This is a genomic window from Microcoleus sp. PH2017_24_DOB_U_A (assembly GCF_020738205.1).
Classification (GTDB): domain Bacteria; phylum Cyanobacteriota; class Cyanobacteriia; order Cyanobacteriales; family Microcoleaceae; genus Microcoleus.
In genome coordinates this window covers 61915-87889 of record NZ_JAEQCT010000016.1, presented here as the reverse complement: position 1 = coordinate 87889, position 25975 = coordinate 61915, and the positions used below count along the sequence as shown (strand labels likewise).

Annotated in this window: 25 protein-coding genes; 11 read left to right on the top strand and 14 right to left on the bottom strand. The window is 46.3% G+C overall.

The genetic code is table 11. The annotated features are described in order from the left end of the window. Positions 1-34: 34 nt before the first annotated feature. The 3 genes from trmB to csaB form a co-directional block, all read right to left on the bottom strand. Positions 35-667, bottom strand: coding sequence for a tRNA (guanosine(46)-N7)-methyltransferase TrmB (gene trmB, locus JGK07_RS01090; protein WP_293214159.1), 633 nt, complete (start codon positions 665-667; stop codon positions 35-37). 121 nt (positions 668-788) lie between these two features. Continuing rightward, entirely contained in the window at positions 789-1499 is a 711-nt protein-coding gene (locus JGK07_RS01085) for a Uma2 family endonuclease (protein ID WP_293174847.1), read from the bottom strand. Positions 1500-1600: 101 nt separating this feature from the next. Continuing rightward, a complete protein-coding gene (gene csaB / locus JGK07_RS01080) occupies positions 1601-2647 on the bottom strand; it encodes a polysaccharide pyruvyl transferase CsaB (RefSeq protein WP_293174850.1) in 1047 nt (348 codons plus the stop codon). 324 nt (positions 2648-2971) lie between these two features. Here csaB and JGK07_RS01075 point away from each other — a divergent pair, with 324 nt between their 5' ends. The 5 genes from JGK07_RS01075 (at position 2972) to JGK07_RS01055 (ending at position 9100) form a co-directional block, all read left to right on the top strand. After that, the gene (locus JGK07_RS01075) at positions 2972-3280 is read left to right on the top strand and encodes a DUF2499 domain-containing protein (protein ID WP_293174853.1); all 309 of its coding nucleotides are present in this window, start codon (positions 2972-2974) and stop codon (positions 3278-3280) included. Between the two features lie 62 nt (positions 3281-3342). After that, positions 3343-3762, top strand: a complete 420-nt coding sequence (locus JGK07_RS01070; RefSeq protein WP_293174856.1) for a lysozyme inhibitor LprI family protein — start codon at positions 3343-3345, stop codon at positions 3760-3762. Between the two features lie 212 nt (positions 3763-3974). Then, positions 3975-6638 carry a DNA polymerase III subunit alpha gene (locus tag JGK07_RS01065; RefSeq protein WP_293174859.1) on the top strand — a complete coding sequence of 888 codons (2664 nt, stop codon included), beginning with the start codon at positions 3975-3977 and terminating at the stop codon, positions 6636-6638. Position 6639: 1 nt separating this feature from the next. Continuing rightward, a complete protein-coding gene (locus JGK07_RS01060) occupies positions 6640-7419 on the top strand; it encodes an endonuclease (protein WP_293189643.1) in 780 nt (259 codons plus the stop codon). Next, entirely contained in the window at positions 7412-9100 is a 1689-nt protein-coding gene (locus JGK07_RS01055) for an OB-fold nucleic acid binding domain-containing protein (RefSeq protein WP_293241264.1), read from the top strand. Before JGK07_RS01060 ends, JGK07_RS01055 begins: the two co-directional genes overlap by 8 nt. On the opposite strand, the gene JGK07_RS01050 is transcribed toward JGK07_RS01055, so the two are convergent. The 3 genes from JGK07_RS01050 to JGK07_RS01040 form a co-directional block, all read right to left on the bottom strand. Further along, the gene (locus JGK07_RS01050) at positions 9077-9313 is read right to left on the bottom strand and encodes a hypothetical protein (protein WP_293174868.1); all 237 of its coding nucleotides are present in this window, start codon (positions 9311-9313) and stop codon (positions 9077-9079) included. The two genes, JGK07_RS01055 and JGK07_RS01050, sit on opposite strands and share 24 nt — an antisense overlap. Beyond that, positions 9306-9647: a DUF3593 domain-containing protein gene (locus JGK07_RS01045; RefSeq protein WP_293206103.1), complete on the bottom strand. Its 342-nt coding sequence runs from the start codon at positions 9645-9647 to the stop codon at positions 9306-9308. Before JGK07_RS01045 ends, JGK07_RS01050 begins: the two co-directional genes overlap by 8 nt. Positions 9648-9934: 287 nt before the next feature. Beyond that, entirely contained in the window at positions 9935-10585 is a 651-nt protein-coding gene (locus tag JGK07_RS01040; RefSeq protein WP_293174873.1) for an ATP-binding protein, read from the bottom strand. An 858-nt stretch (positions 10586-11443) separates the two neighbouring features. Here JGK07_RS01040 and JGK07_RS01035 point away from each other — a divergent pair. Beyond that, entirely contained in the window at positions 11444-12187 is a 744-nt protein-coding gene (locus tag JGK07_RS01035) for a pentapeptide repeat-containing protein (RefSeq protein ID WP_293241262.1), read from the top strand. Positions 12188-12330: 143 nt separating this feature from the next. On the opposite strand, the gene JGK07_RS01030 is transcribed toward JGK07_RS01035, so the two are convergent. Both JGK07_RS01030 and gatA read right to left on the bottom strand, forming a co-directional pair. After that, on the bottom strand, positions 12331-13368 hold the full coding sequence (locus JGK07_RS01030) for an alpha/beta fold hydrolase (protein WP_293206098.1): 1038 nt from the start codon (positions 13366-13368) through the stop codon (positions 12331-12333). Positions 13369-13490: 122 nt separating this feature from the next. Continuing rightward, on the bottom strand, positions 13491-14951 hold the full coding sequence (gene gatA, locus JGK07_RS01025) for an Asp-tRNA(Asn)/Glu-tRNA(Gln) amidotransferase subunit GatA (protein WP_293241288.1): 1461 nt from the start codon (positions 14949-14951) through the stop codon (positions 13491-13493). Positions 14952-15168: 217 nt separating this feature from the next. Between gatA and JGK07_RS01020 the strand changes: the two genes are divergently transcribed. From JGK07_RS01020 to JGK07_RS01005, 4 genes are all read left to right on the top strand, one after another. Next, a complete protein-coding gene (locus tag JGK07_RS01020) occupies positions 15169-15624 on the top strand; it encodes a helix-turn-helix domain-containing protein (protein ID WP_293175010.1) in 456 nt (151 codons plus the stop codon). A 374-nt stretch (positions 15625-15998) separates the two neighbouring features. Continuing rightward, on the top strand, positions 15999-17303 hold the full coding sequence (locus JGK07_RS01015) for a serine hydrolase (RefSeq protein ID WP_293174881.1): 1305 nt from the start codon (positions 15999-16001) through the stop codon (positions 17301-17303). Positions 17304-17339: 36 nt separating this feature from the next. Then, positions 17340-17567 carry a hypothetical protein gene (locus JGK07_RS01010; protein WP_293290668.1) on the top strand — a complete coding sequence of 76 codons (228 nt, stop codon included), beginning with the start codon at positions 17340-17342 and terminating at the stop codon, positions 17565-17567. Positions 17568-17798: 231 nt separating this feature from the next. Beyond that, positions 17799-18635 carry an alpha/beta hydrolase gene (locus JGK07_RS01005; protein ID WP_293174887.1) on the top strand — a complete coding sequence of 279 codons (837 nt, stop codon included), beginning with the start codon at positions 17799-17801 and terminating at the stop codon, positions 18633-18635. A gap of 189 nt (positions 18636-18824) precedes the next feature. Here the strand turns inward: JGK07_RS01005 and JGK07_RS01000 are convergent, their stop codons facing one another. The 5 genes from JGK07_RS01000 to carA all read right to left on the bottom strand — a co-directional run bounded on the left by JGK07_RS01000 (position 18825) and on the right by carA (position 23700). Further along, positions 18825-19103, bottom strand: coding sequence for a DUF1816 domain-containing protein (locus tag JGK07_RS01000; RefSeq protein ID WP_293174890.1), 279 nt, complete (start codon positions 19101-19103; stop codon positions 18825-18827). Between the two features lie 494 nt (positions 19104-19597). After that, positions 19598-21025 (bottom strand): 23S rRNA (guanosine(2251)-2'-O)-methyltransferase RlmB, encoded by a 1428-nt coding sequence (rlmB, locus tag JGK07_RS00995; protein WP_293225556.1) that lies wholly within the window; start codon positions 21023-21025, stop codon positions 19598-19600. Between the two features lie 232 nt (positions 21026-21257). Continuing rightward, positions 21258-21713 (bottom strand): ribonuclease III domain-containing protein, encoded by a 456-nt coding sequence (locus JGK07_RS00990; protein WP_293241260.1) that lies wholly within the window; start codon positions 21711-21713, stop codon positions 21258-21260. A gap of 212 nt (positions 21714-21925) precedes the next feature. After that, entirely contained in the window at positions 21926-22282 is a 357-nt protein-coding gene (locus JGK07_RS00985; protein WP_293155451.1) for an STAS domain-containing protein, read from the bottom strand. A gap of 266 nt (positions 22283-22548) precedes the next feature. Then, the gene (gene carA / locus JGK07_RS00980; RefSeq protein WP_293174899.1) at positions 22549-23700 is read right to left on the bottom strand and encodes a glutamine-hydrolyzing carbamoyl-phosphate synthase small subunit; all 1152 of its coding nucleotides are present in this window, start codon (positions 23698-23700) and stop codon (positions 22549-22551) included. 137 nt (positions 23701-23837) lie between these two features. Between carA and JGK07_RS00975 the strand changes: the two genes are divergently transcribed. After that, on the top strand, positions 23838-24563 hold the full coding sequence (locus JGK07_RS00975; protein ID WP_293174902.1) for a retropepsin-like aspartic protease: 726 nt from the start codon (positions 23838-23840) through the stop codon (positions 24561-24563). 255 nt (positions 24564-24818) lie between these two features. Here JGK07_RS00975 and trpD read toward each other — a convergent pair whose 3' ends face one another. Then, positions 24819-25934 (bottom strand): anthranilate phosphoribosyltransferase, encoded by a 1116-nt coding sequence (gene trpD, locus JGK07_RS00970; protein WP_293175013.1) that lies wholly within the window; start codon positions 25932-25934, stop codon positions 24819-24821. Positions 25935-25975: the final 41 nt, after the last annotated feature.

The following is a 25975-nucleotide window of genomic DNA, read 5'->3' as shown; positions in this document are numbered from 1 at the left end:
AATTCGGAGGTCTTTATTTGTGAAACAATACCCTTTATTTGTGAAACACTGCGCGATAAACTGGTTCCCCGCGTTTGAGAGTAGCAATTTCTCTTTCAGTGGCTACAGGCATGGGATTTTCTGCTAACCATTCACCGTTATTTGTGCGTTTAAAGCTAGGATGAGATGAAAAGCGATCGCACATTTCGACTTCTACTTCCTCAATATCCGATTGAATAAACACTTCGCCGCCAACAGCCAGATAAGTCGCCAACTCGCCGACTAATTCCTGCTGTACCACCCGCCGCTTGTGGTGCTTTTTCTTGAACCACGGATCGGGAAATTGAATGCTAACTCGCTGCAAAGTACCAGCGGGAAGTGTTTCTAAAATTGGTTTCAGGGAACTATTCGCATTACAAAACAAATAGTGCAGATTTGTCAAGCCTTTTTCGTCCCGCCAAAGATTTGCCTCATCCACCAGAGGTTCCCGAATTTCTAATCCGAGAAAATTCCAATCAGCTTGTGCTTGCGCCATATGCCACAAAAACCTGCCTCTGGCGCAGCCGATATCTAAATGCAGTGGCAAATTTAAGTCGCTATATATTTTCGTCCAATCTGGGGGACTGGCGGATGTTTGATATCTCATCGATAGGGGATTTACGTGTTCCCGAACTCTAACTCTTGCCAATTTTGCTGTCTCCTGAATGTAATTTTTAACCGCTGATGCGGGCAGATTAACGTTGATTAACGCAGATATTTTTAGAAATGAAAAATCGCTGTCTTAGGATTTTTCATTTCTAATTATTGTATCAAGCTTCTGGTTCAATGCCTGCTGCTCTTAATTGTGCGGCTAGTCGATCGGCTCGCTGTCTTTCCCTTTCCACCATCTCTGCACCCCACAATAACATCTGTCCGCTTTCATCCCACCAGCGCAACCAATATCCGGTTCTTTCAGCCTTTGTTCCCTGCCAAACGCCTAGAAATAACCCAACTCCTTCTATCCAATAATGATTGTTTGCATCCGGCTGCTGTGCTTCATATCTTCCTGATGAATTCAACCGATACACTTCTAGCAATCCTGCCGCAGGCTCAAAAATACCATAGATTGGTACTCGCAGCATTTGCTCGTAAAAAAACCATTTTCCCGGGGGAAAAGTTGGTTTACTTGAATATTCGTCGTACTGATTAGCTGATAAAAACTCCAGCGCGATATCCGGGATTTCTCCTTCTAAGTTTGGGGTGTAACTGCGGCGAATTTCGGGGGCAGCAAGCGGTTGTACGTTGCGGGCATAAAACCAATCTGGCGCTTTGGTAACTAGCTTGTCGTTTAATGTCGCGCACACACACATATTCGGCGCAACTAAGATTCCCTCTAACAATAGTCCGGCAATTTCTAGGATTTCGCGCAGGGCGGCGGCGAGTAATGGTTGGTCGATATTTTCCACTGGTTCCTCGTCTAAGATGAAATCGTCTGGCAATTTTTCCCAGGTAATTTTTATGTCGGCTGTACTTACTGTCATAATATTTTACCTCTTAGCAAAAAATAGATTCAGCCTCCCCGCCATCAAAACTGTGCTGTTCCAGGTAAACTGTCAACTGTCAACTGTCAACTATCAACTGTTTACTGAGACTGCTGGAGTGCGGTTTGCAATACTTCCTTATGAAAGAGCGATCGCCCTACAATAAATTTTATCCTGTCTGGCGATAGTGCGGCGCCGTTGGCATAGTGATCCATCCAGGTTTTGCTGATTAAATAGGGATCTTCGGGCAATTCTGATAATAAGTATCCCGGCATTTCTAACTCGTCCATCAATTGGCTAACTTTGGGATCGTAGCTGAGGGCAAAACAGCGACATTCTTCGGATGCTGCCATAATTAAACTGTGGTAGCGCATCCCGATCGCCATTTCGACTCCCCGGAACACTCCTTTCAACTTTCTCGGATCGTCTAAACTAAGGATGCGGCTCCTTTTCGGCAGCGCTTCGTGCAAATGTTTGGCAATTTCTAAGTCGTGGGAAGCTTGGAAAGGCAGCAGCAAAATTAAGGTGCGAGTGGCTTTTTGAAAGTCAACTAAAGCTTGAGTTAGGATTGACAAACGGGCGGGTGTTAGTGTAGAGTGCGATCGCAAACAAACCGCAACTCTCGGCGACGGCAAATCCCACAAACCGGAGACGGGGGAATTTTCCAAAGCCCACACTGGATCGGGCGCTAATGTAAAGGGAATTTGCCAATCTGCAAGTATGGTAGCTGAGCCTTTATCGCGCACGCTGACGGCTGTGCATCCACCAAAACACCGCTGAGATAATTTACGAGTAATCTCACGATTTAAAGGGCCAATTCCCTGGGCCCAAGCAACAGTTTTTAAGCCCATCTGCTGCGCTAATCCCATCAAGCCACCATAGTAAAAAGGGCTGACAAGGCTGGTACTGTCTTGGATTAAACTACCGCCACCCCAGATTAGGGCGTCAGCGCTGCGGAGTGTATCGAGGACACCAAACGCATTCATGCGATCGCGCGCAGCTACTCCGTACCGCTGATTTGTCTCGACGGGATTGCCAGAAAGGACGATCGGCGTCACCCCATCTGGTAACATTTGCAGTAGCGAAGCCAACAGCGCCTCGTCGCCACCGTTGCCTTTACCATAATAGCCGCACAAAATTGCTCGCATTTCTACTCTTTGTTTGGAATCGAATATAACTATTACAATACCTAATTATTGTTACCAAAAGATTCTTTTTTAAAACAACAAAATATCGCAACCGCCCGATCGCTCTTCGCACAAATAACTTCATGAATAGCACCGCAAACCTGCTACCATAAATGGTGTAAATGTCAACCCTTTTCTAAGCGACCAGGCAAGTTGTCAAATCACGAAGTTAGCGAGCGGCGGACAGCACTAATGTAACGGTGAACTGTCAACTGCCAACTGTCAACTGCCAACTGCCAACTGCCAACTGCCAACTGTCACACATCTTCCTTCACAATACAAAAAATGCACGCTTTGTCAATTCCAACCTGGATTATTCATGTCTCTAGTGTCGTCGAGTGGATTGCCGCCATCTGGTTAATTTGGACTTACGGCGAAGTCACTAAAAACCGAGCTTGGTGGGGCCTTTCTGTCGGAATGCTGCCCGCCCTTGTCAGCGCTATGTGCGCCTGTACGTGGCACTTTTTCGACAACTCCCCAGCCCTAGAATGGATTGTTACCCTGCAAGCTGCGATGACTGTCATCGGTAATTTTACTCTGTGGGCGGCTGCTTGGTGGATTTGGCGATCGGCTCAGCAGTCAGTTGACAGTTGACAGTTGACAGTTGATAGTTGATAGGAAATCAGTCATTACTAACAAACTAAGGAGAAAAATCCTTGAAAAATAGCATTGTTTGGACAACATTGGCAGCTAGTTCACTGTTATTGACAGCCACATCTTTACTTCCCAGTCAAGCTAGTAATACATCCTTAATACTCGCCCAACAACCTAACTGTAAAAGTCCTCAAACGACACTGGATCAGAATGTGTGTTCCAGCCAAGAGTTTCAGGCAGCAGACAAAAAACTCAATCAAGTATATCAGCAACTTCAACCAAAACTCAACAGCAAACAAAAGCAGAGATTGATAGTCGCACAGCGAAGTTGGCTCAAGTTTAGAGATGAATCTTGCGATTATGAAGCAGGTTACTTTGAGGGTGGTAGCGTGGCTCCTTCTATCTACGGTTATTGCAGAGCCAGAGTCACAAAAGAACGTATTAAAGATTTGGAGGGTTATTTGGAACAAGCAAGTTTGTAAAAGTGCGTAGGCGTAAGCCAGGGCGTAGCCATCGCGATCGACAACAACTTACCCATTCTATCATCCATACCACAGCAAACTGATGTATTATGGTGTCATACCCCCCACCCTAAATTATCTTAAAAGTGATAATAAGCTTTGTTTTTTATTTTATCCTTTGACACGCCAATGGTGTAAGATTTAAAATCTAAAATCTACAATATAAAATCGCTATGTCTTTCGTTGGTTTGCACATTCACAGCGATTACAGCCTGCTAGACGGGGCATCTCAGCTACAGCAGCTAGCTGAACGGGCGGTGGAATTGGGGATGCCCGCGATCGCCCTTACAGACCACGGCGTGATGTATGGTGCGATCGAGCTAATCAAAGTTTGTCGAAATAAAAATATCAAGCCCATCATTGGCAATGAAATGTACGTCGTCAACGGCGACATCGAAGTCAAAGTTCGAGGTAGAAGAAAATACCATCAAGTTGTCTTAGCTAAAAATACGCAAGGTTATAAAAACTTAGTAAAACTTACCACAATTTCCCATTTAAAAGGAATGCCCGAAAGAGGTATTTTTGCCCGTCCTTGCATCAACAAAGAACTCCTCAAACAATACTCCGAAGGTCTCATTGTTACCAGCGCTTGTTTGGGTGGCGAAGTTCCCCAAATGATTCTGCAAAACAAGCTAGATACTGCCCGCGAAGTTGCCAAATGGTATAAAGAAGTATTTGGAGAAGACTATTATATAGAAATTCAAGACCACGGTTCCCAAGAAGACCGCATGGTTAATGTTGAAATCGTCAAAATTGCCCGCGAATTCAATATTAAAATAATTGCCACCAATGATTCTCACTATATTTCCTGCAACGACGTAGAAGCTCACGATGCTTTGTTGTGCATCAACACCAACAAACTGATTGAAGAAGAAAAGCGGATGCGCTACAGCGGCACAGAATATCTGAAGTCTGCTATGGAGATGGCGCAACTATTTCGAGACCATTTGGATGATGAAACGATCGAAGAGGCGATCGAAACCACCCTAGAAGTAGCAAACAAAGTATCAAGATACGATCTAACAGGAGAAGCTCGGATTCCCACAATCCCAATTCCCCCAGAACATACCGCCGATACCTATGTAGAAGAAATATCTTGGCTAGGATTATTAGAAAGACTCAAAGCCCGTACCAGAAATGAAATCCCCCCAGTCTACAAACAAAGACTAGAATATGAGCTAAAAATGATTCAGCAGATGGGTTTCTCTGAATATTTTTTAGTGGTTTGGGACTACATGAAATATGCTAGAGACAACAATATTCCCGTCGGGCCAGGACGTGGTTCTGCGGCAGGTTCTTTAGTTGCTTATGTCCTCAATATTACCAACATAGACCCGGTACACCACGGATTGCTATTCGAGAGATTTCTCAATCCCGAACGCAAATCGATGCCAGATATTGATAGCGATTTCTGCATCGAAAGACGGGACGATATGATTAAATATGTTACAGACAAATATGGTACAGACCGCGTAGCGCAAATTATTACCTTCAACAGGATGACATCAAAAGCTGTTTTGAAAGATGTTGCCAGAGTTTTAGGTATTCCCTACAAAAAAGCCGATGAGATGGCGAAAATGATTCCAGTATCGCGGGGGAAACCGGAAAAACTCAAAGTAATGATTTCCGATGCAACACCGGCACAGGAATTTAAAACCAACTACGAAAATACTATTTGTACTAATGCCGAAACTGGCACCGAAGTCCCAGTGCGTCAGTGGATTGACATGGCAATTCGCATTGAAGGAACTAACAAAACCTATGGTGTTCATGCCGCCGGTGTGGTGATTTCTTCCATCCCCCTTGATGAAATTGTGCCCCTGCAAAAAAATGAAAATGGTGCTGTAATCACCCAATATTTTATGGAAGACTTGGAATTTTTGGGGTTACTCAAAATGGACTTTCTGGGACTCAAAAATTTAACGACTCTCCAAAAAACTGTTGATTATGTTAAGCAAACTCAAGATATAACTATCAATGCTGAAGGCTTACCTTCTGACATAGAACGCAGAGCTCAAGAGACATTTACTAGGAACAACAAGTTACCCGGTGATGTAGCAAAGACTTATCAACTATTAGAAAAAGGAGATTTAGAAGGTATTTTTCAGCTAGAATCTTCTGGGATGCTGGATGTAGTAAAAAAAATCAAACCTTCTTGTCTGGATGATATTTCTTCTATTCTGGCGCTTTATCGTCCCGGCCCGCTGGATGCTGGTTTGATTCCACAATTTATCGATCGCAAACATGGTAGAGAAGTCGTTAAATACGACCATCCGCTGTTAGAACCAATTTTAAAAGAGACTTATGGAACGCTTTGTTTCCAAGAGCAAATTATGCGGATGGCTCAAGATTTGGCGGGCTATTCTTTAGGTCAAGCTGACTTGCTGCGCCGCGCAATGGGCAAGAAGAAGGCTGATGAAATGCAGAAGCAAAAGGAAACATTTATTGATGGCGCAACTAAGAATGGTGTCGCTCAAAGAGTTGCCGAAGAGTTGTTCGGACAGATGCTTCAATTCGCGGAATATTGTTTGAGCTATGACACGAAGATATTGACTATGGAATATGGGCCGATGGCTATTGGTAAAATTGTCGAGGAAGAAATTGAATGTACCGTTTACAGTGTTGATAATAATGGCCATATTTATACACAGCCAATTGCACAGTGGCATCGCCGAGGTCAGCAGGAGGTCTTTGAGTATTGTCTGGAAGATGGCTCGATAATTCGCGCGACAAAAGATCACAAGTTTATGACTTTTGACGGTCAAATGCTACCTATTGACGAAATCTTTGAAAAAGGATTAGACTTAAAACAAATCAACTCTAGCTCACATCTATAAAATGTATATAGACTATAGGAAACTAAAATCAGAACACAAGGAACAAATCATTTTAGCTTTTAACCAAGGCATGGAGTGTCGAGAAATCCCTAACTACCTTGGGGTAAGCGAGAGAGCAGTTTCAAGAGTTTTAAAAGAAGCTGACATTAATACTAAGCGACGAAACCGCTATACTTTAAATGAAAGCTATTTTGATATAATTGACTCTCAAGCTAAAGCCTATTTGTTAGGATTGCTAGCTGCTGATGGCTGCGTTACTCAAACTAATTATGTAGCTTTTGAATCAATTGACAAAGAACTCACAGAAATGCTCAGCATAGAGCTACAATACTCTGGTGAAATTAGAATTGTTCAGCCTCAAAATTATGCTCCTCACTACCGAATAAATTTTTCTTCTGAAAAACTGGCAAGCTCTTTACAGGGCTACGGCATCATAACAGGAAGGACTTTTTCAGAAGTTACCTATTTTCCTAACTCCAAATATTTAGCGTCTTATGTGTTAGGGTACTTTGATGGTGACGGTTGTGCTTATGCAAACAAAGGTAGGAGTGGCGGTTTAGTCTGCATTGTTAGTTCCTTTAAATTTCCCTGCGAACTAACAAGGCACTTAGGCATGGGTTCTGTACAAGAGCATCAATTTAAAAAAGTTTATTATTGGAGAATATTTAGTCGGAAAAATATACAAGCATTCTATGATTTTGTGTATCAGTATCCCAGATTAGGTTTACAACGAAAAAAGACTAAAATTGAAGATATTCTCAGGAGTTACAAACATGGTTAAAATCATTAGTAGAAAATCACTAGGAACTCAAGAAGTATATGACATTGGCGTTGAAAGAGATCATAATTTTACACTAGAAAATAGTCTGGTGGCATCTAATTGCTTTAATAAATCCCATTCAATGGCCTATGCCTATATCACTTATCAAACTGCTTATTTAAAAGCAAATTTTCCTGTAGAATACATGGCTGCACTGCTGACTGCTAACAGAGGCGACCAGGAGAAGGTACAGAGATATATTGCTAATTGTATCAAGCTGAAGATTGATGTTGAACCACCTGATATTAATGGTTCTGAACTTACTTTTACGCCATTGCCGATGGAGATGACAAAGGCGGAAAAACATAAAATTTTGTTTGGAATTTCGGCGGTTAAAAATGTTGGTGAGGGGGCTATTGAAAATATTTTGGAGGCGCGCAGGTCAGGGGGTGATTTTAATTCTTTACCAGATTTGTGCGATCGCGTAAATCTACATTCTGTCAACCGCCGCGCCCTAGAAGCCTTGATTCACTGTGGTGCTTTTGACAAAATCGCACCCAACCGCCAGCAATTAGTAAACGACTTGGAAGGGGTTATGAAATGGGCGCAAGACCGCAAAAAAGACCGAGAAACTGGTCAAGGTAATCTCTTTGACTTGTTAGGAGATACTAGCTTTGGGAAGTCGGCGAATAAGTATGAATCTGCGCCAAAATCAAAAACTGTGAAAGATTTTGACACACAGGAAAAATTGCGTTTAGAAAAAGAATTGCTGGGTTTTTATGTATCAGATCATCCCCTCAAGTTTCTGCTTCAATCTAATCAAGATCCAGATGTTGTGACTCTCGCACAGTTAGCCGAGAAAAAGGGTAAAGTATCGGTTATTGTCATGCTCAACGCTATCAAACTGGTAGTGACGAAAAAAGGCGATGCGATGGCAATTTTGCAATTAGAAGATTTGACACATCAAATCAAAGCTGTTGTGTTTCCGAAGGCTTACGAACAATTAAAACCGCATATTATAGAGAATGCTGTATTACTGATTAGCGGGAAAATTGAGAAGGATGGTGAGGAAATTCAGATAATTGTAGATACTGCAAAGCCTGTAGAAACACCAGAGGTTACAGAGGAAATCGAGATCCCACTACCGGAAACACAAAATTCTTGGGCGGCGCCATCGGAAATACAAAATTCTTGGGTGGCGCCATCGGAAACGCAAAATTCTTGGGTGGCGCCATCGGAAATACAAAATTCTTGGGCGAATCAACCGGTCAACTTTGGACGATCGACTAAACCAGTGGAAGTTACAGAAATGGTGATTGTCAAGTTTACACCGCCGCAGGTGCAAGATGTCAAAAACCTCAATTCTCTGAAAGCTATTTTGCAAGAACTTTCCAATCGTGGAGAGGATGCTAGCGTTTCGGTGGGGGGAATCGTTGTCGGTGAATATTGCTGTCAACCTCTTCGCATCAAGCGTCAATTGTGGGTACAAGATGGCGATGGCGCTGTTAGCCGTCTCAAGTCGGCGGGATTTGATGCTTCGGTTTTCCCTCTCGACAGTCGCGGGGATGCTGCAATATTTCGGGAAATGCGATCGCAACTTAAGATATATTCTTGGGCCAATCGCTTGCTTGACGCAGATGTCGATCGCATTTCCCAGTATCTCAGCTATCTCGCCCAACTAAACAAACGCCTGCCAAACTAACATTTGGGCCCCATCCCCACCGGTGACTAAAGTTTGACCGTCAGGACTAAAAGCCACCGGATTGCACCCAACTAGGCTGCACAAACATTCGCCTGTTTGCAAGTTCCAGACTTTAACAGTACCATCTCGACTGCCGCTAGCCATAGTTTCGCGATCGGGACTGATAGCCACCGAAATCACCGCGTCAGAATGGCCGCTCAAAGTCTTAATCAATTCCCCCGTCTGCAAGACACTCTTGCTTTTCGCCCTCATTCTGTGAGGATGCTTTGGCTTTAATCACCGCTTCCCGAAAGCCTAAAACTACTAAAATATTGGCAAGTGTCAAGAATAGTTCCGCAGAACCGTGGAGCCAATCGACATTTGCTAGCGACTCATTGTAGGCAACTTTTGCATAAATTGCTGCGGGAATAGTCACACCCACAAACACGAGAGTGCCGTAAAATCCCATCAGAGCTAAACGAGGAGTTTTTCCAGATTTCGTCAAAAACCAGAGAAAACCCAAGTAGGGAAATAGAGACAGCACAAATAAACTTTCTTTGGAAATCATTAGTATTTGGTGAGCGACCAGATACCATCATAGATTAAAAAATTAAAAATTAATGTGAATAAATTTTAACTTTTTGTGGTGAATTTTTCATGTCTAATTTAACAAAGGAACCCATTTTTGTCGAACTGCTAGAGACTCACCCAAGCCCATAGCTTTTAACCTTCTCCGCAGCAGGTCGCTAGTATTAAAAACCCCTGACCCGCGCGGAGACACAACCCGTAACTCTTCCCCTAACACCGTTATTAGTATAACACATTTTCAACCGTGCCAGTCTGTTAATTGTTACTTTACCCAGCAATCCGAAACTGAGACATTTCCAAAGTTGTCGGTCTGCTAGGTATCAAGCAAGTATCGCTCAAAACCTCTAAATCAGCAAAGCGTTTTCTATCTGTTGCGATAATTTCTTCGAGCTTAGCATCAAAATCAAAACGCGGCCCACAATCCCAAAGTTTGAATTGCCAGTGTCCGCTACATACCGTAATTTGCAGTTGAATAGGAGTTTCTGCGGGCAGATTTTTGTGAGCGTGACGAACTGCATTAGTAAAACCTTCAGCTAAAGCTAGCTGTAATTGGAACCAAACCTCATTGGGGATCGATACATCTTGCAACTGCTCCAACCAGTCCAAAACTTTAGTTAAAGCATTCATATCTGTGTTGACTTGCAGGCTGATGTTTTTCAAAGAACTTTCATTCAGTTCTGCTTCCTGCTCAATGTCATCTTGCCAATCCCACTTCTTTAACAAATTCATTAACCCATCTAAAACGCTAGCCTTTTTTATATTTTGCGATCGCGAGCGACTTTCTACTTCGTAACTTTTGCTCAGCGACAAACAATTTCGACCGTCAAGAGTCCGGGTGTAACTCAGCTCGTCTGCAATCTGCCACATGAGTTTGATGCCTCTGCCGCCTTCTGCCAGTTGATCTATGCTGTTCGACATTGATTTTCCTCGTCTGAAAGTATTAGTTGTACCCATTTTTCACACCCGCCGACACACTTTGTCGTTTTTTATACTTGCTTATTCAGTATAATTTCGGCGTTCATACCAAAATGCTATCTTTTTTGTAGAAGGCATCGCATCAGCAATATGTCTTAAGAGTCTAAGCCAATTGGCTTATTTACCGATCGCCTGTACGGAGAGCGATCGCCCCCGTAGCACAATCCGCCTGCATCCACCAGAAATTACCGAATCACTGCCGGAGCTCATTTACCCCAGCCGTCGCCAGCTACAAAATACAAGGCATTGAGCCACTGCCAACGGTGGCTCGCCGGTAGCCTGCAAAGCCGATTTGAGGTAATCGCTCTCATCCTAAAGGAGTAAGTAATATCCGCAAAGGCGATCGTCCGCCAACCTCACACCGGCGTGCCACGTCAATCGATTTTAGATTTTAGATTTTATAAATTCGGGGGAAGAGAGGATTTTCGATTTTCGATTTGGGATTGATTCCACGGATAAATCACGTGGCGGGTACCACAGGTCGAAATTCGCTTGTCAATCGACTAGACCAAGACTGCTGCAAACAAGGCCGTTTCTGCTAAAAATATTGGATTTGACAGCGAAAAATCTAGCAATAAACCCTGTTTTTAGCCCCGCGCGCGTTATTCCAGGAGAAAACTAGGCGATAAAACGCAGTTAGATGAATTACCCGGACTAAGCTTTGCTTGCATCTACATAGTCTGTTATGTTCGAGGAGATTCCGGCAGAGGGGAGAGATCCAGGGAGAAAGTCTGATGAGGAGATGATTTGACAACTAGGTAATAGGTAATTGACATATACAATTTAAACGCGCAACACCTGATGACAAAAATTAAACTGACAATTCTGGCAGCAGTGATTCTGCTACTCCCATTTGGCGCAGCAGTTCCCTTACAAGCTCAAAATCTGCCTCTAATCAAGCGGCTGCTAGCAACAAGAGGATGTCCCGGATGCGACTTATTTGGCGCTTCCTTGAGCCGTGCAGATTTGTTTGGCGCTTCCTTGAGTCGCGCCACTCTCAGCAGGGCCGACTTAGTAGATGCGGATTTGACTGCGGCGGATTTAATGGAAGCTAATTTAAATAACGCCAACATGAGAAATGCCTTTTTAATCGATGCCGACCTCAGCAAAGCCGACATGAGCAGGGCAGACATCAGGGGAGCAAACTTAGAAAATGCCAATCTCAGCGAGAGTTCTCTGCTCGACGCAACTCTCCAGTTGGCTAACTTAAAATGCAGTAATTTGATCGCAGCTAAACTAAGTCGAAGTGACCTGAGAAACGCCGATTTTACTGGGGCAAACCTCAGCGGTGCTGACCTCAAAGAAGCTGATTTAAGCGGTGCAAATCTCAGCGGTGCTGACCTCAGAGGGGCAGATTTGAGCGATGCGAGATTGAACAAAGCTAATTTTACAGATGCTAATTTATGCGGCGCCCGGATGCCGAACCGCAAAATATCTCGGCGAGGTTGTGATGTTAAAAAACAACAACCGATTAGCTCGAACAATTACTGCAATTACTGCCGTGCCGTCAATGACTGGTGGTTAGATATTTTAAGGTTGAATTAATTGGTAAGCCGTTTATAGGTGTCGATCTTTAGGTACGTAGTTGCGCTTCAGCGCTCTTTCATATATATAAGATAAGAGCGCCCAAGCGCAACTACGTACCCTTTTTTATCTTTTTTTACGATCGCACTATGAGCTGACGCACCCTACAATAAAAATTTGCTCACTACCCGCAGATATTCTGCACCGCCGATTTGTGCCGCATTATTGTGTCCTCCATTGGGAACCATGTAAAGCTGTTTGGGTTCGGGTGCTGCATCAAACATTTTTTTGCTCATTTCGGCTGGAACTACAGTGTCAGCAGTCCCGTGAATAAATAGTACCGGCATTTGCAGGCGATCGACTTTTGACAGAGAATCAAACCGCTGCGCCAGCAACAAATCTATCGGAAACGCCCTAAATAGCGGTTTTTGGAAGTCTACCATTGCCCTTACCGAAGTAAAAGAACCCTCCACAATTAACCCCGCAGCCTCCGGGTGCCGCACTGCTAGATCGATCGCAATTGCCCCTCCCAAAGAATGACCGTAAATATAAATTTGATTTGGGTTAATCCCCCGCTGTTTCACCAAATAATCCCAGGCCTGTTCAACATCCTCATAAACCCGAGATTCGCTCGGAAAATCGCCCTGACTTTTTCCATAACCGCGATAATCGATCAGAAATACTGACAAACCTAAGCCATGAAATCGATTAGCGTGTTCGACATTTGCTCCCACATTTGAACCATTACCGTGCAGGTACAAAACTACCCGCCCTAAGTTCCCCTTGTGAAGTGGGGGAACCGGAACCCCCCCTAACCCCCCCTTGTTAAGGGGGGGGACAGGAACAGCCTCTCTGACTCCCCCCCTTAACAAGGGGGGGCTGGGGGGGGTTTGGGATGGTTGAAGTGGAACCACCTCTCTTACTTCCCCCCGAAATTTGCGGGGGTTTTCCGAGGCAGGAATCCACCACCCATGTACGCTTTCCATTTCCAGCGCCGCTGTTTTAGCTGGAATTTGCAGCCAAACATCTTGATATTTCAACTTAAAATCATCTGGCGTAGTTTCGATCGCCCGCGCCGGAAAAAAGATAAACTTACCTTGCGCTACAAATAGCAATACACAAGCAGCAGAATAAGCGATCGCCAAAACTATCCCAAAAGTTATGAGGGATTTAGACAAAACAAATACCAGTAACTTGTTCATAGAAAATAAGACACGCGGGAGATTAGAAATCGGTCAAAAACTAATGACAAATGATTAATTCATATGATTAGCTTTAGATCGATTACTAACTTCCGCAGCAGCGTTCCGCCGAATTTCAAAAATTAATTCAATTCCGGGTGACGCAAGTGCCAATTAGTGGATTGTTCGTAAGCATGAGCCACTTGAAACAGCCGAGATTCTTGCAAAACATTACCAATCAGTTGTATACCCACCGGCAGTCCTTTATCATCAAATCCGCAGGGCAAACTCAAAGCTGGCAAACCAGCAAGATTCACCGGAATAGTCATCAAATCTGACAAATACATACTCAGGGGGTCGTTGAATTTTTCGCCTGCCTTAAAAGCCGTAGTCGGAGCAGTGGGACAGACCAAAACATCAACTTGAGAAAAAGCTTTTTCAAAGTCTTCTTTAATCAAAGTCCGAACTTTTTGAGCTTTGAGATAATAGGCGTCGTAATATCCAGCGGACAACACGTAAGTGCCGATCGCAATCCGGCGTTTAACTTCTGCACCGAACCCTTGAGCGCGAGTTTTGGCATACATATCCAAAAGATTTTCGGGATCGGGCGATCGGAAACCATACTTTACTCCATCATATCTCGCCAAATTCGCCGAAGCTTCCGAGGGAGCAATAATGTAGTAAGTGGGCAAACCGTAGCGGAACCGGGGACAAGAAACGACTTGAATTTCTGCGCCCAATTGTTGAAATTGCTCGATCGCCTTTGTCACGGCGTCTTTAACACCAGAGTCCAACCCGACCCCAAAAGTTTCTTTAATTACACCAATTCTAATCTGACCCTTCGGTCGCAAACTGGGTCTCAAAGCTTGGGCGTAGTCAGGAATTGGGACATTGAGACTCGTGGAATCTCTACTGTCATAACCAGCGACAGCCCCCAACAAAATCGCCGTATCCTCAACAGTCCGGCCAAAGGGCCCGATTTGATCGAGAGAAGAAGCGTAGGCCACCAAACCGTAACGAGAAACCAACCCATAGGTCGGTTTCAGCCCCACCAAACCGCAAAAAGCAGCAGGTTGGCGGATCGAACCTCCAGTATCCGAACCCAAGCTAACGACGCATTCTCCGCCGGCTACCGCTGCGGCAGAACCGCCAGAAGAACCTCCGGGCACGCGCTCCAAGTCCCAAGGATTCGCGGTAACTTGATAGGCCGAAGTTTCCGTCGAGCTCCCCATGGCAAACTCGTCCATATTGGCCTTGCCCAGAATCACCGCACCGGCTGCTTTGAGTTTGGAGACGACGGTTGCATCGTAGGGAGGGACAAAATTTTCCAAAATCCGAGAGGCGCAGGTTGTGGGAATGCCCTCGGTGCACATATTGTCTTTAACGGCGATCGGAATTCCGGCCAACAGCCCAATTTCCTCGCCTGCTGCGATTTGGGCATCCACTTTGTGGGCCTGCGCCAATGCGCTGTCTGCTGTCACGCACAGAAAGCTTTTCAATTTCGGCTCTAGCTGGGTAATTCGGTCTAATGCTTCTTGAGTAATTTCCACAGCAGAGCGTTCTTTATTGACCAGTTGTCGGTGCAACTCGCGGATGGATGCCATGCTCGTACCTTTATCATTTCTACTTTCAGCCACTTAGCCAATATAGCTGGCAATTGCACGCACTTACAGCCCTTCTTCAACTGCGTCTCTATGCTTGCATCTGCGGTAAAAAAAGCTACGTATTTGCCGCGACGATCCCCAAGAAGACAATTTCATCCGGAATTCTCCCCAAAACCAAAGATATATGGTAAGAAGTTCCCGATGCCCCGTTGGAGGAATGCCACCTAAAGCTCACTTAGAATCTCACCTGACGGCAGAGGAACTCAAAATTCGCTACCGGCAGGCACAAAACACCACAGAGTCGCGCCGCTGGCACTTGCTACTCTTAGTTTCCCGAAATTGGACTATCAAACAAGCAGCCCAAGTCGTAGGGATTAACTACGACTACGCCAAAGAAATTGTCCAGCGCTACAACCGAGAAGGGCCTAACTCTGTGAGAAACCGCAGCGGAGACCGCCAGCCCCCTCCTGCCAAATCCTTGCTGAGCCCCGAACAGCAAGAAGAACTGCGACAAGCCCTCCAAGGCCCCGCCCCCGACGGCGGAGACTGGACAGGCCCCAAAGTAGCTCGCTGGATTGCTGAAAAGACTGGTAGCGCTCATGTTTGGCCCCAACGCGGCTGGGATTATCTCAAGCGGTTGGGTGTTGATTGGCGGCGCCGCCGCAGAAAGTAGATAGTTCGCAATATTTTAAAGGGGTCGATCGCCATTGGGTGCGATCGCTCCCTTTATTTTGGCAGAAGTCATTAGTCAGTTGTCAGTATTCGTAGGGTGTGTCGCCTGCGATAAATCCCTAAATTAAATCCACAATTTTGTGGCGACGCACCTTATATGATTTATCAACAAGCTTGCTACCACAAAAATGTTGGGTTGGTTTCCTCATCCCTTGAAAAGAAAAAGTGCGTCGCTCGATCGATTGTCGCTCTTTCTTGAGGATTGTCGATGTATCCGCACCCTACGGCTGCGGCTAAAATCTAAAATCTAAAATCGTTTGAATCGTGCAATAATAGCTGATTAGATTGAATTTGGTTGTGTTGAGGATGTCGAGTATGCCAGGGTTCAGCCGTTTTTTGTCGATCGCAAACAAGATGGCGGCAGTAGCAGCCAGCATCGGACTGGTTCAGGTGTTAACCATCGCCAGTTCACTTGCTCAATCATCTAATCCGCGTTCCCTAGACGAACTCTACAAAATTCGCGATCGGCTCGTCACCCAACTAGAACAACCCGCCTCACCCTCCCCAGAACCAACCCTGCTCTCTGGCTTAGTTCCCTTCGCCGGCAATTCTCAAGAAAAATTGGTACAGCAGTTGCAAGAGGTGGAAGTTCAAATATTAGTAGAACAGAGATCTAACGACAACTTACAGCAAGCAGTCCGTTTAGCCAACCGAGCCGTAGAAACGGGAGGGAAGTCAAATCAGTCGATCGAATCTTCGCAGCAAACTCAATTTTTGTGGCACCAGGCCCTAAACAACTTACAAGAAGTTCCCCAAAATTCATTTTTAGCTCCCCTCACAGCCTCCAAAGCTCAAGAATACCGGGAAAATTTAACCGTAGCAACCTCTCAAGTCCAGCAAGCAAAATCCGATTTTTTGGCAGAGGTTGCCCGTTCAAGCGGTTTGTCGAATGAAGCGTCGATCGGGATTTGCCACCTTTCTAGAGAGTGCGTCAACCTCCGGGGCGATGTGCCTCCTATCAGCCCGGCCAGCTTAATTAAAGTGCCGATAGCTGTCGCCCTGATGCAAAAACTCGACAAAGAAAAAATCAGTCTGAACCATGAAGTATTCGTCGATCCGGGCAATTTCACCGAAGACTCATCGACAAAAATTTTGTCTAGGCGCAATTACCCGGTACAGCTACTTTTAGAAGAAATGATCGATCGCAGCAGCAACATCGCCACCAATCAACTGATCGATTATTTGGGTTCCGATTACATCAATCAATTCTTAGAAAATCGCGGCTACCAAGTCACCCGCGTGAACTTCAAATTAATGGGGGAAAAAACTATGCCCGCCAACCCCGGTTCCGGGCCCAACCGCGTAACTGCTAACGAACTCACCGAAATGATGGTGCAAATTTACAACGGCGAAACACCGGGCGCTAAACTGTTAGTAGAAACTCTCAACCAGCAGTACGATCGCGCTTTGGGATTTGCCGCCTTGAAAGGAAGTAAAGCTCAGTGGTTGGGCGAAAAAACCGGGGAGAATTCCCTGGTGCTAGGCACAACTTTAGCGATGAACATTGACGGCGAAGCCTATGTGATGACTGTGATAGACAGCCGCACCAGTGGCGATCTACAAATCCGCAAGTCTATTGCTAAAATTGCCGATTATATTAGTAATAATCCCAGCTTTTAAAAATGTCTGTGCGATCGCTACGAAATTATCGAAAAATTGGGGCGGGGAGGGTTTGCGATTACCTATACAGCTAAGGATTTAAAGCAACTAGAAAATTCTCCTTGTGTAGTCAAGGAAATTTTGCCTCCTCAATCTAAAGATTCGCAAGTTTTGCAAGGAGCAAAAGCACTATTTGAAAAAGAAGCTAAAGCCCTGGAGGAACTCTATAAGTGCGAGTGCACTCCTAGGTTCATCGCTTTCCAGAAAATGGAAATTTTTACTTAATTCAAGAATACATCGAAGGAACTCCGCTCAATGAAGAACTCTTTGTCGGAAAGCAGTTAGGCCTTGCTTTTGTTCCCGTCAAGTATCCGACAGCGGCTGCGGCAGGTTTAAAGTGCGATTAACATAATTAGGTACGTTGTTGCGCTTGGGCGCTCTTTCATATAGACAAGAGCGCTGAAGCGCAACAACATACCTTAATAACGTAGATTTATATAATCGCCAAATCAGAAAATGTCCCACACAAAACTCAACGTTTCCGTCAAAGGCGAAGGATTTCCGATCCTTTGCTTGCACGGCCATCCAGGTTCCGGCGATTGTATGTCTGTCTTCACAGAACACCTATCACAGCGGTTTCGGACGATCGCCCCAGACTTGCGCGGATATGGCAACAGTCGCACCTCAAATTCCTTTGAAATGACCGACCACTTGCTTGATTTAGAAGCACTTCTAGACCGATTAGGGGTCGATCGCACTTTAGTCATCGGCTGGTCTTTGGGAGGCATTTTAGCCCTGGAATTAGCCATGAAATATCCCCAGCGAGTCACCGGTTTGATTCTCCTCGCATCCGCCGCCAAACCGCGCGGAAGTCACCCGCCCATTTCTTGGCAAGATAATCTTTACACCGGTTTAGCCGGAATTATCAACTGGGTGGTACCCGGTTGGCAGTGGAATATTGATACTTTTGGCAGGCGATCGCTCTTTCGCTACTTGATCCAGCAGCATACAGCCACCCCTTACCGCTACTTAGCCGCAGCAGGTACTCCCGCCTACCTCCAGACTTCCCACAAGGCTACAAAGGCGTTAAATACCGCTCTCAGAGCCGGATACGATCGCTTACCACAACTCGGCGAGATTCAATGTCCGTGCTTGGTGTTGGCCGGAGAGGGCGATCGACATATCACCTCAGCATCCAGTTTAGAAACAGCCCGCCACCTTCAGGACAGTCAGTGGCAGTGCTATCCCAATACAGCCCACTTATTTCCTTGGGAAATTCCCGATCGGGTAGTCACAGATATCGATCGGTGGATTGAGAGTCACCCCCAAGCAGTTGGCAATTCCGAGTCTTGAGTTTTGAATTTTTAGAAGCAATCAATCATCCAACCGTCTAGAGTTTTGAAGCTATATCGTTGGCGTTGGCATCCGAGTTAAACAGTGCGATCGTCCCAAATGGCGATCGGGGTTCCCTTGCAGGGTATAATTCCGATATTGCCGGATTTAAATTGACAACTCAAAACTCAAAACTCAAAATTCCTGCTGCTACTGGCTGCTCAAAACAGGCAACAACCCTCCCTCACCAAACTTTCCCAAATCATCTGCAACCGTCAAAGCAATAGGTTTGCAGCGCTGAATGGAAACACTCAGACCTTCTGCACCTTCATTTTCTATGTCTTCTATATATCCTGCTTTTGCAGATTCCGCCTCTTGAGCCGTCAAGAAGGGGCCAAAATAGTAAATACACCGCGGCGCTGAAGTTTTCACTTCAACCCACCAAGCCAATCCGAAAAAGTTGAGCAAGCTAATCAAGAGTTCTTTCATCTGCTTTTCTTCTAATGTATTTAACGGTGTTTTCAGGGTGCTGCGGGCAACGCCTGCGCTTTTGTTATTTACGCGGCTTTAATGCTACAAAGAAACAATCCAAACCTATTTAAAGTCAATATCTAAATAGATTGGTGTCGATTTCCTGTTGGAAAGTAGGGAGAAGGCCCCTTCTACTTTCGCCTGTCCGTAACGGCGGCCGATGTATTATTACTTGTTCGGAGGGTACTACCGCTCAATGTTTTGGCGGCATTCGCATATTTTTGCATCACCGTAGTTGCTTACCTATTGGGAATAACCAAAGTGCTTTATCCTCAGAGTTATCTGTTTGTTATGCAGTTGGGCTCTAATTTGAGTACATATTAGGTGTTTTCTCAGGTGACATTCTACTCGATATTTTGGTAGTGAGGTCTCAGTAGCTAGAGACACCGATAACCAGGCTTTAGCTACTTACATAAATTACTCTGTTGTGCTGTTTTTTTCAACCAATTTGACTATCCGTGGACGTGAAATTTTTTCGGCCCGCGCTGGCGGTAAATTTCGTATAAAGCCATTCCCGTTGCTACCGAGACATTCAGGCTAGGAGTCTTTCCCCTTAAAGGAATTGAAACTAATCCATCACATCCGCGCTGTATCAAAAGGCTCAAACCGTCGGCTTCACCGCCCACAACTAAAACAGTCGGCCCGGAGAAGTTGATTGTCTCTAATGAGTCACCCACGCCTGCTGCTGTGCCGTAAATCCAGAATCCAGCCTCTTTCAATTCTTCCAAGGCCCGGTTAAGATTCACAACCCTTGCCACTGGCAGGCTTTCCAATGCGCCGGCTGACACTTTTCTCACTGCCGAGGTAATCCCAACTGCCCGTCGCTGCGGAATCACCATCCCCTGAGCTCCCAATGCTTCTGCGGTGCGAATAATCGCCCCTAGATTGTGGGGGTCGTTGAGTCCTTCGGCTACCACAATTACGGGATCTGCACAAGCAGCCTTAGCCTGTGCGATCAGTTCACTCAAATCCAGGTATTCGTAAGCTGATACTTGGGCGGCTACGCCTTGGTGGTTTGCCTTGCGCGTGATGTAGTCGAGGCGCAAATCGTCAACTTCGTCGATAATGCTGCCGTTGGCCTTGGCTTCGGTTAGCAAGCTGTGAAAGCGGGGATCGTAGCGCAGGTGCGGGACAACCCAAATTCGGTTCAGGACTTGGTTGCTTTCTAAGGCTGCTTGCACTGCATGGCGGCCGTAAATCATGTCATCTGTGTCTGCGTCTGGCTGCACGACTGTATTTGAGTTCGTGTCTACCGGGCGAGTGTCTCTGTCTTTGTCTCTGTCTCGGAAATGGTTGCCGCGGAATTCCGGCGGGCTACTATCTCTGTCTCTGTTTTTGTCTCTGTCTTTGTAATAATTGCCCCGGGATTCCTGCGGGCTGCTGTCTCTGTTTCTGTCTCGGAAATTGTTGCGGGCTGGCTGTGGGCTGCCGTCTCTGTCTCGGAAATTGTTGCGGGCTGGCTGCGGGCTGCCGTCTCTGTCTCGGAAATTGTTGCGGGCTGGCTGTGGGCTGCCGTCTCTGTCTCGGAAATTGTTGCGGGCTGGCTGCGGGCTGCTGTCTCTGTCTCGGAAATTGTTGCGGGCTGGCCGCGGGCTGCTGTATCCGTCTCCGTCTCTGTCTCTGTCGGGGAAATTATTTCTGCCGGTGGGTTGGCTGTCGGAATCGACTCTCCGTTTGAAAATTGCTCGCACGGGCATTTCTCGGGATTGGGGCGAAAAGGTCGATCGCTTTTGAGGGGCGTCTGTTGGGCGAGTGTCGGGACGGGGCTTGCGTTCAAATCTGGCAGAGGACGGTTGTGAGTCCTGACGGCGGCCTTCGCTGCTCCAGGGCTTGCTGTCGGAATTCGATCGCGAGGAGTTTGGTCTAGTAAATTTTCTCATTTGTTTGTTGTGGTCAACACGATTTTAGATTTTAGATTTGGGATTTAGGATTGAGGGAGCAATCTTAGGGCTTTGAGATTTTAGATGTTAGATTGAGGGAGCAAGGATTTTACTGCTGCTTAACTTGCTAAGGATCGACATATCAATCTTGTTTGTCTTCGCGAGCTTTTTGCTGTTTTAGGCTAACCGTGCCAGAATTATCAATTAATTCCTCACTCTTCCCAAATTTCGGCTAAATACTTTCAGTATCAAGTTCTAAAAATCCCAAAATTTCGGTCAATCTTTCGGGGTCTGTCAGGTACAAATATCCAACCAACGTTTCTAAGCTGGTGGCTTGTTGGTATATTTCTGGATCTGCTCGCTTAGAACGGCCCGATACGGCATTGCGGCCGCGCTTGACAATTGCTAATTCTGTACTGTTCAAGTAAGGAGAGATCGATCGCAAGTGACGCGCTTGAGTTTCTGCTCGTACTTGCCCCACCACCAATTCGTGATAAGCTTGCAATCTTCTCGGTGGCATTAAATACGAACTCCGAATGTAGAGTTCGTAAACTGCATCCCCCAAATATGCCCATGCTGCGGGCGAAATTCTTTCTATTTCTGCGGGTGTCGCCCTCGGAGGATGGATTCGATCTAAACCGAGATCTGTCAGACTCAGCTTTGGGTTGTCATCGGCGATCAGCGACATACTTTTTTAAATAAAACTTCGGCACAGCTTGGCTTTTCTACACTTACTTATTTCGTCTTTTGTCACTTCAGATAATTATAGCTTTCACAGGAGTGTGCTCTGTGAGAAACTGAGATCTTCTACAGACAAGCGAGCTGAAAACTCGCGGCACAACCATAAGAATTTGCTATCCAGCATCGATCGCCGGATAGCGAATTAAACCCACTGTAGCGTCAAGCATCCTTGACGTTTTTTACCGCCTCATCAACCGAAGGCTGCAAAGACAAAAATTTCTCTAAGCGAACCAGTTTAACAGTCTGAGTTACGCGGGGATTTGAGACAATTTGCAATGTCCCTTCCATGGTTTGGGCTTTCTTGACAAGTTGCACAAGTGCGCCCAAGCCTGAACTATCCACAAAATCTATCTGAGACAAGTCCAAAATTACGTGTTTTGGGCCCTCGTCAATACATTTGCTTAGTACCTTCCGAAAAGTGGCCTCAGAAAAAGCGTCCAGCAGGCCAGTCAAGCGAAATAACTGATGGTTATTCTTGACTTCGCGAGTGCCTCTGAGGCTAACGGTCAGGGTCAATGACTCAGGAATGACACCCTCCTAGCTAGGTATGGCTTAAAGTCGAGGCTTCATTATAGGAGTTTTTTGGTATTTTGTCTACAGTTTTTTAGTTATGGGTCATGGGGCATGGGGCATGGGGCATGGGGCATTGGGCATGGGGCATGGGGCATGGGGCATTGGTCATTGGGCATTGGCCAAACAGGTCATTGGCCAAACAGGTCATCAGTCATTGGTAATCGGTCATGTTTCCTAATGACTAATGACTATTGACTATTGACCAATGACTAAGCTGGTACTTTCTGATTGTCTCGCATTGACTGGACGAATCGATCGAACAAATAGTCAGCGTCGTGGGGGCCCGGACTGGCTTCTGGGTGGTACTGGACTGAGAACAGGGGTAAGGTTTTGTGCTTCAATCCGGCTACAGTGCGATCGTTCAAGTTGAGGTGAGTAATTTCTACTTCCGGGACTAGGGAATCAGGGTCGATCGCAAAACCGTGATTTTGGCTAGTAATTTCTACCTGCTGAGTTAAACCTGCTGGATGATTCAATCCCCGGTGCCCGAACTTCAGTTTAAAAGTTTCCGCACCCAAGGAAATGCCCAGAATCTGGTGTCCCATGCAAATGCCGAACACAGGTTTGTCCGACTTCAACAAAGCTTTCGCCGTCGCGATCCCTTCCGTTACCGCCGAAGGATCTCCAGGCCCGTTGGACAGAAAAATGCCATCCGGGTTGTATTTGAGAATTGCTTCCGCTGACGTGTCGGCGGGTACAACAATTACCCGACAGCCGTAACTCGCCAAACGGCGCAGGATGTTGCGCTTGACGCCAAAGTCTAGGGCTACCACTGTCCACATTTTGCCATTAGCAGGCTTAACTGTCGGACTGAACTCCCACACAGCATCCGTGGCTTCAGACCACTCGTAAACCTCGCGGGTGGTTACTTGCTTCACCAGATTCAGCCCGGCCATGCTGGGGGCGTCTTGGACTTGCTCCAAAAGCTCCGCCTGGTCGAGAATCACGGTCGAAATGCCGCCGTTAATGGCTCCTACGGTGCGAATTTTGCGAGTCAGGGCGCGGGTATCGATGCCGTAAATACCTGGGATGTCGTACTGTTTTAGGTAATCTTGCAGGGATTTTGAACAGCGCCAGTTGCTGGGTCGGCTGCATACGTTACGGGCGATCGCACCTCGGATTTGCGGCCGCGAAGATTCTTCATCTTCGAGGTTTACCCCGGTATTGCCCAATTCTGGATAAGTAAAAGTGACAATTTGACCGCAATAGCTCGGATCGGTCAAAACTTCTTGATAGCCCGTCATTCCCGTGTTGAATACGACCTCGCCGACGACGGTGGCGTCAGCGCCAAAAGACCAGCCGCGGTAAGCAGTACCGTCAGCTAGGACTAGGAGAGCGGGTTGTGCAGTTGAAAGTGACATGGCATCCTTAAATTACAGTCGTTTGGTTTAATTCTTACCACTGCCTGGGATTTGATGCTAGCCGGCAATATACAGATATTATTGGAATTTGTGCCAGCCGAGGCAGAATGTGTTGGTGCCGGAGTCCAGGGCTATCTATGCCAAAAGGCAGTTGTCGTTGTTACGATCGAGCTAAACCGTTTAATCAAATTATGATCGGCCAATCTCCCTTACCTTTATCCTCCAATTCAATCAAGCCTCTGCTGAACCCTCAAAACCTGCGGAAACCTTTACTGGCTTTAACAGCAGTTATTTCTCTGAGCAGCTCAATTTTACTTGACACCGCCGTCTACTCTTCGCGAGCGACAGCTCAAGAGAGCGAGGGATGCTTTATGCGGAACTCCAGCGGTCAAACTGTCAGCTTGAGTCGATCGGTATGCGGTTTTCTCCCTCAAGAATCGACTCCCGCTGCTTCGCCTGCTTCGCCTGCTTCGCCTGCTTCGCCTGATACCAAGTCGGGAGTGTTTCTAGTCAAAATTAAACGCCGAGAAGCTAATATCCCAGTCATAGAAGTCACCTTTAATGGCAAACAAAAGTTTGAGATGATGGTGGATTCGGGAGCCAGCCGCACCGTCATTACACCAGCAATGGCTACCGCTTTGGGGATAGTTCCTAAAGGAACCGTGCAAGCAAAAACTCCGAACGGAGAGGCTACTTTTTCTCTCGGCAGTCTTACTTCAATTGAAGCTGGCGGTTTGGCGATTAATAATATAGTTGTACCCATCTCCCCAGCACTAGAAATTGGGCTGCTCGGTCACGATTTTTTTGGTAATAAAGATGTGACTATTAAGCAAGATGTGATTGAATTTCGCTCGCGCTCATAGAGAGAAGTTCGGCAGCGGATTATGTAACAGATGTAACGCAATACGGTTCACTTAACACTTTTTGTTACCCACAGATTTCCCTCGCATCCCCCTTAAAAAGCAGGGTGCTTTTCTTGTCATCATGGAAATAAGTACGTAGTTGGGCTTCAGCCCTCTTTCAACATACCTGTATAGAGGGCTAAAGCCCAACTACGTACCTTGTACCTTGATTAATCCGTTAAATCCCGCACATCGATCGTTGCCGAACTTATTCCTTCACCGCAAAAACTCCACCAACTGCTGCAACTTCAACCAAGATTCACCACTCGATAAAATCTCCTTGGCCAAAGTAACTCCTGCTGCGTGGGAACCGATCGGAATTACACCTCCCACCTGAAAAGCCAAAGACGCATTCAAAGCTACAACATCCATTTGTGCTGCTGTACCTTTGCCTTGCAACACGTTGCTCAAAATCTCGGCGTTTTCCTCAACATTTCCGCCTTTTAACGAGCCGATCGCACTTGGCGTCAATCCTACCTGTTCCGGATGCAAACTTGTCAGTTCAACCTGGCCGCCCGACAAAACCGCCAAATCCGTCACATCACCCAAACCCGCCTCATCCAACTTTTCTCGGCCGTGAACGACTATCGCCAACTCAGTTCCCAACTCGCCCAAAGCTTGGGCAATAGTTGATACCAGACTGGGATCGAACACCCCGATTACCTGCCCTGTAGGGCGCATAGGATTGACGAGCGGCCCTAAAAGGTTAAAAACAGTCCGCACCTTCAAAGTGCGTCGGAGCGATGCTACAGCCTTAAGTGCGGGATGCCACCCAGGCGCAAATAAAAAGGTGATGCCCGTAGCGTCTACCGCAGCTTTTACCTTGGCAGGATCGGCGCCCAGGTTGACTCCGAGTGCTTCCAACACGTCAGCCGAACCGACTTTGCTGGATGCCGATCGATTTCCGTGTTTGGCGACTCGAACTTTGCCCGCAGCAGCCACAAAGGCTACAGCAGTGGAAATGTTAAATGTGGACGCACCATCGCCGCCTGTGCCGCAAGTATCAATTAATTTGAGATTCGAGATGGGAGATTGGCGATCGACAACGCTCTGGGACTCGCCCGTCAGGGACTGAGACTGCAATACCTGAGCCATTCCTGCTAATTCTGAGGCCGAGATGCCTTTGGCTTGGAGGGCTGCTAAAATGGCTCCTGAAAGCACGGGGGGTATGGCTTCTGCCAGCCATCCCTGCATTAAGTCGGCAGCTTGGACGTGCGAAAGAGATTGTCTGTCTAACAGTTGTTGCAGCAGGGCTGGCCACAGGGGAGAGTCCGCTGTCAAAGTTGAAGCTGCGGATATATCTGGTGTTGTAAGTACGGAAGAATCAGTCATGTAGCGACAATGAATTTTTTGCTGGGGTGGGCTGTTTGATG

Coding starts and splice junctions, on each gene's coding strand:
- JGK07_RS01085 (WP_293174847.1), bottom strand. CDS start 1,499: ATGACAGTAAGTACAGCCGACATAAAAATTACCTGGGAAAAATTGCCA.
- csaB (WP_293174850.1), bottom strand. CDS start 2,647: ATGCGAGCAATTTTGTGCGGCTATTATGGTAAAGGCAACGGTGGCGAC.
- JGK07_RS01075 (WP_293174853.1), top strand. CDS start 2,972: ATGCACGCTTTGTCAATTCCAACCTGGATTATTCATGTCTCTAGTGTC.
- JGK07_RS01065 (WP_293174859.1), top strand. CDS start 3,975: ATGTCTTTCGTTGGTTTGCACATTCACAGCGATTACAGCCTGCTAGAC.
- JGK07_RS01060 (WP_293189643.1), top strand. CDS start 6,640: ATGTATATAGACTATAGGAAACTAAAATCAGAACACAAGGAACAAATC.
- JGK07_RS01055 (WP_293241264.1), top strand. CDS start 7,412: ATGGTTAAAATCATTAGTAGAAAATCACTAGGAACTCAAGAAGTATAT.
- JGK07_RS01045 (WP_293206103.1), bottom strand. CDS start 9,647: ATGATTTCCAAAGAAAGTTTATTTGTGCTGTCTCTATTTCCCTACTTG.
- JGK07_RS01040 (WP_293174873.1), bottom strand. CDS start 10,585: ATGTCGAACAGCATAGATCAACTGGCAGAAGGCGGCAGAGGCATCAAA.
- JGK07_RS01035 (WP_293241262.1), top strand. CDS start 11,444: ATGACAAAAATTAAACTGACAATTCTGGCAGCAGTGATTCTGCTACTC.
- JGK07_RS01030 (WP_293206098.1), bottom strand. CDS start 13,368: ATGAACAAGTTACTGGTATTTGTTTTGTCTAAATCCCTCATAACTTTT.
- gatA (WP_293241288.1), bottom strand. CDS start 14,951: ATGGCATCCATCCGCGAGTTGCACCGACAACTGGTCAATAAAGAACGC.
- JGK07_RS01020 (WP_293175010.1), top strand. CDS start 15,169: ATGCCACCTAAAGCTCACTTAGAATCTCACCTGACGGCAGAGGAACTC.
- JGK07_RS01015 (WP_293174881.1), top strand. CDS start 15,999: ATGCCAGGGTTCAGCCGTTTTTTGTCGATCGCAAACAAGATGGCGGCA.
- JGK07_RS01005 (WP_293174887.1), top strand. CDS start 17,799: ATGTCCCACACAAAACTCAACGTTTCCGTCAAAGGCGAAGGATTTCCG.
- JGK07_RS01000 (WP_293174890.1), bottom strand. CDS start 19,103: ATGAAAGAACTCTTGATTAGCTTGCTCAACTTTTTCGGATTGGCTTGG.
- rlmB (WP_293225556.1), bottom strand. CDS start 21,025: ATGAGAAAATTTACTAGACCAAACTCCTCGCGATCGAATTCCGACAGC.
- JGK07_RS00990 (WP_293241260.1), bottom strand. CDS start 21,713: ATGTCGCTGATCGCCGATGACAACCCAAAGCTGAGTCTGACAGATCTC.
- carA (WP_293174899.1), bottom strand. CDS start 23,700: ATGTCACTTTCAACTGCACAACCCGCTCTCCTAGTCCTAGCTGACGGT.
- JGK07_RS00975 (WP_293174902.1), top strand. CDS start 23,838: ATGCCAAAAGGCAGTTGTCGTTGTTACGATCGAGCTAAACCGTTTAAT.
- trpD (WP_293175013.1), bottom strand. CDS start 25,934: ATGACTGATTCTTCCGTACTTACAACACCAGATATATCCGCAGCTTCA.